Here is a 10,176-nt window from a genome sequence, read left to right on the forward strand (position 1 = left end):
CGACCCACTTCCGGGTTCGCGCCTGCACCCAGACCTTTGGTAATACCGCTACCAATCTGGATGGTTTGGCCAACTGCCGTTTTACGCAGCGCCTGAGCGTCTGTATTCACGGCGAAGAATTCAACACCTTCGATGCGCTCGCGCACCATGTGTTCAACGGCGTTGCCACCGCCACCGCCGACGCCGATGACTTTAATCACCGCGTCATTGGTTAGTTCCATTGGTTCAAACATAGTTTCTCTCCGTTTTGTGCCTGTCGCTGCGAGATCATAAAAAGATTACTCAGCATGATCTCTTTGTCTAAACATTAAAACTCTTTTCTCAGCCAGCTATTGATGCGTTTAAACCAATTGCCCACCGAGGCGCGTTTTTCTACTTCTGCCTCACCGCTCAGGTGAGACTCTTTTCCATAGTGCAGTAGCCCGACCGCTGTAGAATAGTAAGGCTCTTGCGCGTAATCCGTCAGACCCGTGATGTTCAAGGGTTGGCCGATGCGTACCTGGGTATGGAATACCCGTTGCGCACAGGCTGCCAGGCCATCAATCTGGGCGGCACCGCCGGTCAGCACAATACCCGCTGCCAGATGATGCTTCACCCCTTGCTGACGCAGTTGCTCCTGCAATTGCAATATTTCATCGTTAACCAGATTCAACAGTTCGGTGTAGCGCGGCTCAATCACTTCAGCCAATGTCTGTCTTTGCAGACTCCGAGGAGGCCTTCCCCCCACGCTAGGAACCTCAACACTTTCATCCTTGCTAACAATCGACCCAAGTGCACAACCGTGTCGAACTTTAATCGCTTCCGCGTCGGTCGGCGGCGTGCCGAAGGCGTAGGCGATATCGCTGGTGACCACGTTCCCGGCGTAAGGGATCACTTTGGTGTGGCGCAGAGCACCGCCGGTATACACCGCCATATCCATGGTGCCCCCGCCGATATCTACCACACAGACGCCGAGCTCGCGCTCATCTTCGGTCAGCACCGCATAGCTGGCGGCCAGACCGGCGAAAATCAGTTGGTCAACTTTCAGACCACAACGTTCCACTGCTTTGACAATGTTCTTGGCCATATCGTTATGGCAGGTGATCAGGTGCACCTTGGCCTGCATACGCACGCCGGATAACCCAACCGGGTTTTTAATGCCTTCCTGATAGTCGATGGCATATTCCTGAGGGATGACGTGCAGGATGCGGTGTTCGTCACGGACACGTACCGACTTGGCGGTATGCACCACGTTCTCCACGTCTTCCTGCGTCACTTCCTCTTCGGAGATCGGCACCATCCCGATCTCGTTCTGGCAGCTGATATGCTTACCCGACAAGGCCAGGTAAACCGAAGAAATCTGACAATCCGCCATCAGTTCGGCCTGATCGATAGCACGCTGTACGCACTTGACTACCGATTCCAGATCGTTAACACCACCCTTATCCATACCGCGAGACGGGCAACTGCCCACCCCGATAATGTTGACCATGCCATCGGGCAAAACTTCCCCCACCAATGCGGAGACTTTTGCGGTACCGATCTCCAGTCCAACTACCAGTTTTCTGTCCGTCGACTTGATCATTGTTGTTTTGCCTGTGCCTGATTCTGTTGCTGATTACTGTTTGGCCGATCGCCTACGGCTGCCTGCGGGTCGATAAACGCCGGAGCCCAGCCGACTGAGGCACCGGAGTCATAGCGTAAATCGACATAGCTGACGCGCTTGTTTTCCACCTGCGCCTGCTGCAACAGCACCGGATAAAGCCCGATGAAGCGTTGCAGGCGACCCATGCGATCGTCACGTCCCAGTTCCAGCCGAACATCGTTATCCAAAGCCAACTGCCACGAATGGCGGGCCGTCATGGACGCCATCTTTAGCTGATACTTGCTGGCTGCCAGCACGTCGTTCATCGCGCGGTAACCTTCCAGAACATCCTGTTCGCTGCCTTCCGGGCCATAGAGCATCGGTAATGTCTGATTGCCCAAACGCTGCGCCGGAATGTTGAACGATTTGCCCTCGGCATCAACCATGTGCAAATCATTCCAATGCGCCACCGGGACATACTCCACCAGGTGGATTTTCAGCTCATCCGGCCACTGTTTACGTACGCTGGCCTGCTTGACCCATGGCAGACGCTCGATCTGCTGCTGGATGATGTCCACATCCTGCGTCATAAAGGTGCCCGGTGCTCCCAAAGCCAAGATCGCCTGGCGAACATCGTCGTTAGTGGTGAAATGGCGTTCACCGGTCAATACCAGCCTTGAGAGCGGCAGACGGCTGGCATCTTGCATCCAACCCACCACTACCCAGCCGCACCACAGGATGGTGCCTAGCACCATCAGCAGGAAAATCACCCCTGCCAGTTGGGTGCCATTGCTGCGGCGTGGGCCGTTATCCGCCTCGCGATCGCGTGCATTCAGAGCCGCTTGCGACATCTCAGTCAGCCAACGCCAGAATTCCCGCAACCAACTGCGAGAAAGTTAATCCGGACTGCCGGGCCGCCATCGGGACCAGACTGTGGCTGGTCATGCCCGGCGAGGTATTCGCCTCCAGCAGGTAGAAGCTGCCATCACTGTCTTGCATGACATCAACGCGCCCCCAGCCGCTGCAATCCAGCCCACGGTAAGCCCGCAGTGCCAGCGCCGCCATAGCGGCTTCCTGCTGTGCATCCAGGCCGCTCGGGCAAAAATACTGCGTATCGTCGGAAATATATTTGGCCTGGTAATCGTAAAACACGCCAGCGGGCTGAATACGGATGGAAGGCAGCACCTTATCGCCCAGGATCGCCACGGTGTATTCCGGGCCGCTGAGCCATTTCTCTACCAGCACATCCTCATCATGACGGAAAGCCTCTTCCAGTGCCCCTTCCAGGGCTGCGCGTTCGGTCACTTTGCTCATGCCAACGCTGGAGCCTTCGCGGCTTGGCTTCACAATCAGTGGCAACCCCAGCGCTTCAATGGCAGCCAGTTGGCTTTGCCGATCGTCGCCCAGATACTGGCGGCGGCTCAGCGCGACGTAAGGCGCCACTGGCAGCCCCATCGACTGCCACACCATTTTGCTGCGCCATTTATCCATGGTCAGCGCCGAGGCCATCACACCGCTGCCGGTATAAGGCAACTGCAAAAACTCCAGCAGGCCTTGCAATGTACCATCTTCACCGCCCCGCCCGTGCAGCGCGATGAACACTTTGGTGAACCCCTGCGCTTTCAGCTCGGTGACAGGGAAGTCACGGGTGTCGATGCCATGAGCATCAATGCCCGCCTCTCGCAACCCGGCCAGCACGGCCGCGCCAGATTGCAGTGAAACTTCACGTTCTGCGGAGGTACCACCCAGCAATACGGCGACTTTATCAGCCATGATGATCCTCCTCTTTGATCTGGGGTTGCAGTTTTAGTTCAGCCAGCCGGCGCGCGATTTTACCGACATTGCCGGCCCCTTGCACCAGCACCAGGTCGTCTCCTTGCAACAGCTGCGCCAACAGCGTTGGCACGGTATCCGCATCGGACACCAGGATCGGATCCAGTTTGCCGCGATTGCGGATGGTACGGCACAGACTGCGGCTATCAGCGCCAGGGATCGGAGCTTCGCCCGCCGGATAGACATCCAGCATCAGCAACACATCAACCTGCGACAACACGTTGGCGAAATCGTCATACAGATCGCGGGTACGCGTATAACGGTGCGGCTGGAAGATCATCACCACCCGCTTGGTTGGCCAACCGGCACGCGCGGCCTTGATAGTGGCATCCACTTCCGTTGGGTGGTGGCCATAATCGTCCACCAACATGGCGCTGCCCTGTTTTTCATTCACCGCCGCCAGCGGGAACTCACCCAGGAAATCGAAACGACGCCCCGTGCCCTGGAAACCGGCCAGCGCACGCAGAATGGCTTCGTCGGCAATGCCTTCTTCCGTCGCCACGGCAACCGCCGCCGCCGCGTTCAAGGCGTTATGGCGGCCCGGTGCATTCAGGGTCACCGTCATCAACGGCTTATCCTGGCGGCTCAGGGTAAAGTGCCCCTGTGGCCCGATTTGGCTGTAGCTCTCGATGCGCACATCCGCATCCTCGCTAAAGCCGTAAGTGGTGATATGGCGACCCACGCGCGGCAACAATTCACGCACGACCGGATCGTCAATGCACATTACCGCACGTCCATAGAACGGCAGGTTGTGCAGGAAGGTGATAAACGTCTGCTTCAAATTCTCGAAGTCGCCATGGTAGGTATCCATATGGTCGGCTTCGATGTTGGTGACAATCGCCACCATCGGTTGCAAATGCAGGAACGACGCGTCGCTCTCATCCGCTTCCGCAATCAGATAACGGCTAGAGCCCAAACGTGCGTGGGTACCCGCCGCCTTCACCAGCCCACCGTTAACAAACGTGGGGTCCAGACCGGCTTCGGCGTAAATGCTGGACACCATCGCCGTAGTCGTGGTTTTGCCGTGCGTACCGGCGATGGCAATGCCATGACGATAGCGCATCAGCTCGGCCAGCATTTCTGCCCGCTGGATCACCGGAATGCGCGCCTCGCGGGCTGCGACGATCTCCGGGTTGTCTGCCGGGATAGCGGTCGAAACCACTACCACGCTGGCATCCAGCACGTTTTCCGGGCGGTGATGGAAGTAAATCGTTGCCCCAAGCTCGCTCAACTGCTGGGTGACCGGGTTCGGCGCCAGGTCGGAACCGCTGATCTGATAACCCTCGTTGGCCAACACCTCGGCGATACCACCCATGCCGGCACCACCGATGCCAACAAAGTGGATGTGCCGGACGCGTCGCATCTCGGGCACGAAAGTACGTAGTTTCGCCAATTGTTGTGTATTCATCACTTCTCTATCTATCAGGTTCGATTTAGCTCAACAGGGGTAACCCCTACGGCCTTACAGGGCTGCACGAATAATTTCTGCCGCCACACGTTCTGTTGCATCCGGTATCGCCACCGCGCGGGCCTTTTCGGCCATCTTCAACAGCGTTGGACGATCCCAGCTTGCCAGCAGTTCCGCCACGACATCGGCAGTAAACTGCGGCTGTTCAATAATTTTGGCCGCACCGGCCTCTTCCAGAGGACGCGCGTTCCAGTATTGCTGACGATCTTTGTGCTGGAACGGTACAAAAATGGCCGGTAATCCCGCCGCCGCCACTTCACTGACGGTCAGCGCACCGGAACGGCACACCACCACGTCCGCCCAGGCATAAGCCTCTGCCATGTCATCAATAAACTCGGTCACCTTGTGCCCGGTCTGCCCTACCCTCTCGTAGTCTTGCAGTACCGTTGGCAATGCGCCCTTACCTACCTGATGCCAGAGGACTATTCTATCGCCCAGCAGCGCGGCGACTTCAGGAACTGTCTGATTCAGCACGCGCGCACCTTGGCTACCGCCGATAATCAGCACGCGAATTGGCCCTTCACGCCCGTTCAGGCGCTCGGCAGGCAGCGGCAGCGCCAACACATCGGTACGCACCGGGTTACCCACGACGTCCGCTTTGGGGAATGCCCCCGGAAACGCCTGTAACACTTTCTTGGCGATCCTTGAGAGCCAGCGGTTGGTCAAGCCCGCAATGCCGTTCTGCTCATGCAGCACCACCGGGATACCACACAGCCAGGCGGCCAAACCGCCAGGGCCGGAAACGTAACCGCCCATCCCCAGCACCACATCCGGCTGATAGCTGCGCATAATCGCTTTAGCCTGACGCACCGCCTGCCAGATTCGCACCGGTGCGGTCAACTGCGCCTTCAGCCCTTTGCCACGCAGCCCGGAGATGCGGATAAAATCAATCTCGATCCCGTGCTTTGGCACCAGATCGGCTTCCATTCGGTCTGCGGTGCCGAGCCAGCGAACCTGCCAGCCCTGCGCCATCAGATGATGCGCGACCGCCAGCCCCGGAAACACGTGCCCGCCGGTACCACCTGCCATCACCATTAAACGCTTAGCTTTACCGCTCATCCGCTACCTCTTCACAAACGCCTGCGCTTTGGTCAGGCGCGTTTCATAATCAATTCGCAGCAACAGCACAATCGCCGTTGACATAATGATCAGGCTCGAACCACCGTAACTTATCAGTGGCAAGGTCAAGCCTTTGGTTGGCAACATCCCCGCTGCCGCGCCGACGTTAACCAACGCCTGGAAACTGAACCAGACACCGATTGAACACGCCAGAAAACCGGAAAATCGCTGGTCTATCTCCAACGCCCGGCGGCCGATCGACATGGCGCGAAAAGCGACGAAGAATACCATTAACAGGGCCAAAACCACACCGATATAGCCCAGTTCTTCGCCCAAAATGGAGAAGATAAAGTCGGTGTGCGCTTCGGGTAAATACTCAAGTTTCTGTACCGAGTTGCCCAACCCTTGCCCCCAGAACTCGCCGCGGCCAAACGCCATCAGCGACTGGGTTAGCTGGTAACCACTGCCAAATGGATCGGCCCACGGGTTCCAGAACGACGTCACACGGCGCATACGGTAGGGTTCCGCTACGATCAGCAACCCCACGGCAAACACGCCCGAACCAATGATCGCCAGGAACTGCCACATCTTCGCCCCGGCCAGGAACAGCATGGCCAGCGTGGTGATAAACAGCACCACCACCGTCCCCAGATCCGGCTGGGCCAGCAGCAGTACCGCCAGTACCACCATCACGCCCATCGGCTTACAGAAGCCCCAAAAGTTGCTGCGCACTTCCTCTACCTTGCGCACCAGATAGCTCGCCAGGTAGCAAAACAGCGACAGCTTGGATAACTCAGCGGGCTGGATACGCAACGGGCCCAGTGAAATCCAACGAGAAGCCCCGTTTACCGAGCTGCCGACTACCAGCACCACCAGCAACAAGACTATCGATAACAGCAGCATGACGTTGCTATAGCGCTGCCAAATGGCCATCGGGATACGCAGCGTCACCAGCGACAGGCCGAACGCCAGGCCAAGGTAAAGTGCATCACGCTTGGCAAACAGGAACGGATCCTCTGCCAGGCGCTGGCCGATAGGCATCGAGGCCGACGTCACCATCACAAAACCAACAATCGCCAGACCGAAGGTCAGCCACAGCAGGGTACGGTCATACAGCACCATGCTGCTGGTATCGCTTTCACGCGATCCCATCACCCAGTCTTTCAGCTTGTTGGCCAGGCCGAACGTCGGCACCCGTAGTCTCATCCGCCCAGCTCCTGTGCCAGACGGGCAAACTCGTTGCCACGTACTTCAAAATTACGGAACTGATCCAGGCTGGCGCAGGCCGGTGACAACAGCACCATATCGCCGGATGTCACCTGGCGGGCAATGGCCTGCAGCGCCTGCTCCATGGTTTCTGTCTGCGTGGCGACTTCCGGACGCAGTTGCGCCAACTGTGCGCCATCACGGCCAAAGCAGTACAAGCGCACATTGTCACCTTGCAGATAGCGCGCCAGCGGTGAGAAATCCGCAGATTTACCATCACCGCCTAACAGCAGATGCAGCGTACCCTTAACCTGCAGGCCGTTCAGCGCCGCCTCGGTACTGCCGACGTTGGTGGCTTTGGAATCGTTAATCCAGCGCACACCGTTGTGTTCCCACACCAGTTGGAAGCGGTGCTCCAAGCCGGTAAAGGTCGTCAGCGCTTTCAGGCTGGACGCTCGCGGCAGCTTGACGGCATCGGCCAAGGCCAGAGCCGCCAACGCATTGGTAAAGTTATGGCGACCGGTGAGCTTCATCTCGCTGGTGTTGAGGACTTTCTCACCTCTCACCCGCAGCCAGATTTCACCCTGCTGGCGGTTGAGATGGTAATCCCCCACGTCGGCACCAAAGCTGACACAGCGCTCATCGGCACCGCGTACCGGCATGGTCAGCGCATCGTCCGCATTCACTACGCAAACATCGGCATTTTCATAGACACGCAATTTGGCAGCACGGTATTGCTGTAAGCCAAACGGATAGCGATCCATATGATCTTCGGTCACGTTCAAAATGGTGGCCGCAGCAGCATGCAGGCTGTGAGTGGTCTCCAGTTGGAAGCTAGAAAGTTCCAGCACGTACAGTTGGCACTCCTGGCGCAGCAGGCTCAGCGCTGGCAGGCCAATATTGCCGCCAACGCCCACGGCCCAACCGGCGGCCTTGGCCATTTCGCCCACCAGCGTGGTGACGGTGCTCTTGCCGTTGGAACCAGTGATCGCCACGATCGGCGCCTGGGCTTCACGGCAGAACAGCTCAACGTCACCGACAATCTCAACCCCGGCATCTGCGGCTGTACTCAACGCTGGAGTCGCCAACGCCATACCCGGGCTAGCCACAATCAAATCCGCAGACAGTAGCCATTCCTGGTTCAAGGAACCCAGATGACGTTCAACGCTCTCGGGCAATTTATCCAGGCCCGGCGGCGAAATACGGGTATCCATAACCCGCGGCGTGACGCCACGAGTCATAAAGAAATCAACGCAGGACAGGCCGGTGAGGCCCAACCCGATGATGACCACTTTTTTACCCTGATAATCCACCATAATCAGCGCACCTTCAGCGTCGCCAGGCCAATCAGCACCAGCATCAGCGAAATAATCCAGAAGCGCACGATCACCCGTGGTTCTGGCCAGCCTTTCAATTCATAGTGATGGTGTATCGGTGCCATGCGGAAAATACGTTGCCCGCGCAGCTTGAACGACCCCACCTGCAGGATCACCGACAGCGTTTCAACCACGAACACGCCGCCCATAATCAACAACAAGAATTCTTGGCGCAGCAGCACGGCGATGGTGCCCAACGCGCCGCCCAGTGCCAGTGAACCCACGTCACCCATAAACACCTGAGCCGGGTAGGTGTTAAACCATAAGAAACCTAAACCGGCCCCGACGATCGCGGTGCAGACGATGACCAACTCACCGGCATGACGCAGATACGGAATATGCAGGTAGTTGGCGAAGTTCATGTTACCGGTTGCCCAGGCCACCAGCGCAAAGCCCGCCGCCACAAACACGGTTGGCATGATCGCCAGGCCATCCAGCCCATCGGTCAGGTTGACCGCATTGCTGGTGCCAACAATCACGAAGTAGGCCAACACCACGTACAGCAAGCCCAGCTGCGGCATGATGTCCTTAAAGAACGGCACAACCAGCTCGGTGGCTGGCGTGTCTTTTCCTACGGCATACATGGCAAAGGCCACGACCAGAGCAATCACTGATTGCCAGAAATATTTCCAGCGGGCGATCAACCCCCGAGTATCTTTGCGCACCACTTTACGGTAGTCATCGACAAAGCCAACGATGCCATAACCCACCAGCACGAACAGCACGCACCACACGTAAGGGTTCGACGGATAGGCCCACATCAGCACCGAAATGGTGATGGAGGTCAGGATCATGATGCCGCCCATGGTCGGCGTGCCACGCTTGCTAAAGTGCGATTCTGGCCCATCGTTACGCACTACCTGACCAAAGGACATTTCCTGCAGGCGTTTGATCACCTTCGGCCCCATCCACAGGGAAAGGAACAGCGCGGTCAGCAGGCTGACAATGGCCCGGAACGTCAGATAGGAAAAGACGTTGAAGCCTGAGTAATATTTGACCAAATGTTCGGCCAGCCAAACTAACATGGTGCTTTCTCCTGTAACGCGCGTACTACCTGCTCCATTGCGGCACTACGTGAACCTTTGATTAACACGGTAATTACCGCATGTGCTGAGAGTAGTTCCGCTACGCGCGCGGTCACAGCTGTTTTATCCTGATAATGTTCACCGTTACCGGCGGCGGAGCTCAATACCTGGCTCAGCCCACCCACGCTGATGACTTTATCGATACCGGCCAGACGGGCAGCTTCACCCACCTGACGATGACACTCTTCGGCCTCTGCGCCCAGCTCGGCCATATCGCCAACGACCATCACGCGATAACCCGGCATTTCTGCCAGCACCTGCGCTGCTGCCGTCATGGAGCCGACGTTGGCGTTATAGCTGTCATCGAGCAACAGCTTGCCTTGCGCCAAGTCAATCGGGAACAAACGCCCAGGCACCGCCTGAAGCTGTTGTAAGCCTGCACTCACAGCGGCCAGCGTTGCGCCAACTGACATCGCCAGTGCTGCAGCCGCCAACGCATTGGCCACGTTATGGCGGCCCGGCAATGGCAACTCGATCGCCACCGTGCCGAACGGGCTGTGCAAGGTGAAGTGAGTTACGCTCCCTTTCACCTGGATATCGCTGGCAAAGAAGTCCACTGACTCTGCAGCCTGAGGAGAGAAACGC

9 protein-coding genes and 1 pseudogene are annotated in these 10,176 nt (G+C 57.7%); all 10 read right to left on the bottom strand.

Annotated elements, in window-relative coordinates:
• Positions 1–233 (bottom strand): annotated as a pseudogene (locus ACLQ7H_RS23675) (cell division protein FtsZ); the annotation flags it as partial.
• A gap of 74 nt (positions 234–307) precedes the next feature.
• Positions 308–1,564, bottom strand: a complete 1,257-nt coding sequence (gene ftsA / locus ACLQ7H_RS23680) for a cell division protein FtsA (protein WP_004950148.1) — start codon at positions 1,562–1,564, stop codon at positions 308–310.
• The gene (gene ftsQ, locus ACLQ7H_RS23685; protein WP_411754780.1) at positions 1,561–2,415 is read right to left on the bottom strand and encodes a cell division protein FtsQ; all 855 of its coding nucleotides are present in this window, start codon (positions 2,413–2,415) and stop codon (positions 1,561–1,563) included. Before ftsQ ends, ftsA begins: the two co-directional genes overlap by 4 nt.
• 1 nt (position 2,416) lies before the next feature.
• Positions 2,417–3,337 (bottom strand): D-alanine--D-alanine ligase, encoded by a 921-nt coding sequence (locus tag ACLQ7H_RS23690; protein WP_024483524.1) that lies wholly within the window; start codon positions 3,335–3,337, stop codon positions 2,417–2,419.
• Positions 3,330–4,805: a UDP-N-acetylmuramate--L-alanine ligase gene (murC, locus tag ACLQ7H_RS23695; protein WP_024527168.1), complete on the bottom strand. Its 1,476-nt coding sequence runs from the start codon at positions 4,803–4,805 to the stop codon at positions 3,330–3,332. Before murC ends, ACLQ7H_RS23690 begins: the two co-directional genes overlap by 8 nt.
• A gap of 54 nt (positions 4,806–4,859) precedes the next feature.
• Positions 4,860–5,924 carry an undecaprenyldiphospho-muramoylpentapeptide beta-N-acetylglucosaminyltransferase gene (gene murG, locus ACLQ7H_RS23700; RefSeq protein WP_411754781.1) on the bottom strand — a complete coding sequence of 355 codons (1,065 nt, stop codon included), beginning with the start codon at positions 5,922–5,924 and terminating at the stop codon, positions 4,860–4,862.
• A gap of 3 nt (positions 5,925–5,927) precedes the next feature.
• Positions 5,928–7,130: a cell division protein FtsW gene (gene ftsW / locus ACLQ7H_RS23705; RefSeq protein WP_411754782.1), complete on the bottom strand. Its 1,203-nt coding sequence runs from the start codon at positions 7,128–7,130 to the stop codon at positions 5,928–5,930.
• A complete protein-coding gene (gene murD, locus ACLQ7H_RS23710; protein ID WP_411754783.1) occupies positions 7,127–8,446 on the bottom strand; it encodes a UDP-N-acetylmuramoyl-L-alanine--D-glutamate ligase in 1,320 nt (439 codons plus the stop codon). The genes ftsW and murD overlap by 4 nt, the downstream gene beginning before the upstream one ends.
• Positions 8,447–8,448: 2 nt before the next feature.
• Positions 8,449–9,531, bottom strand: coding sequence for a phospho-N-acetylmuramoyl-pentapeptide-transferase (gene mraY / locus ACLQ7H_RS23715; protein ID WP_121608688.1), 1,083 nt, complete (start codon positions 9,529–9,531; stop codon positions 8,449–8,451).
• Positions 9,525–10,176: glutamate ligase domain-containing protein (locus tag ACLQ7H_RS23720; RefSeq protein WP_411754784.1), on the bottom strand; the 652-nt coding region annotated here is incomplete at its 5' end. The genes mraY and ACLQ7H_RS23720, both read right to left, overlap by 7 nt.

The sequence above is a fragment of the Serratia sp. (in: enterobacteria) genome (assembly GCF_046715635.1).
Lineage (GTDB): Bacteria > Pseudomonadota > Gammaproteobacteria > Enterobacterales > Enterobacteriaceae > Chania.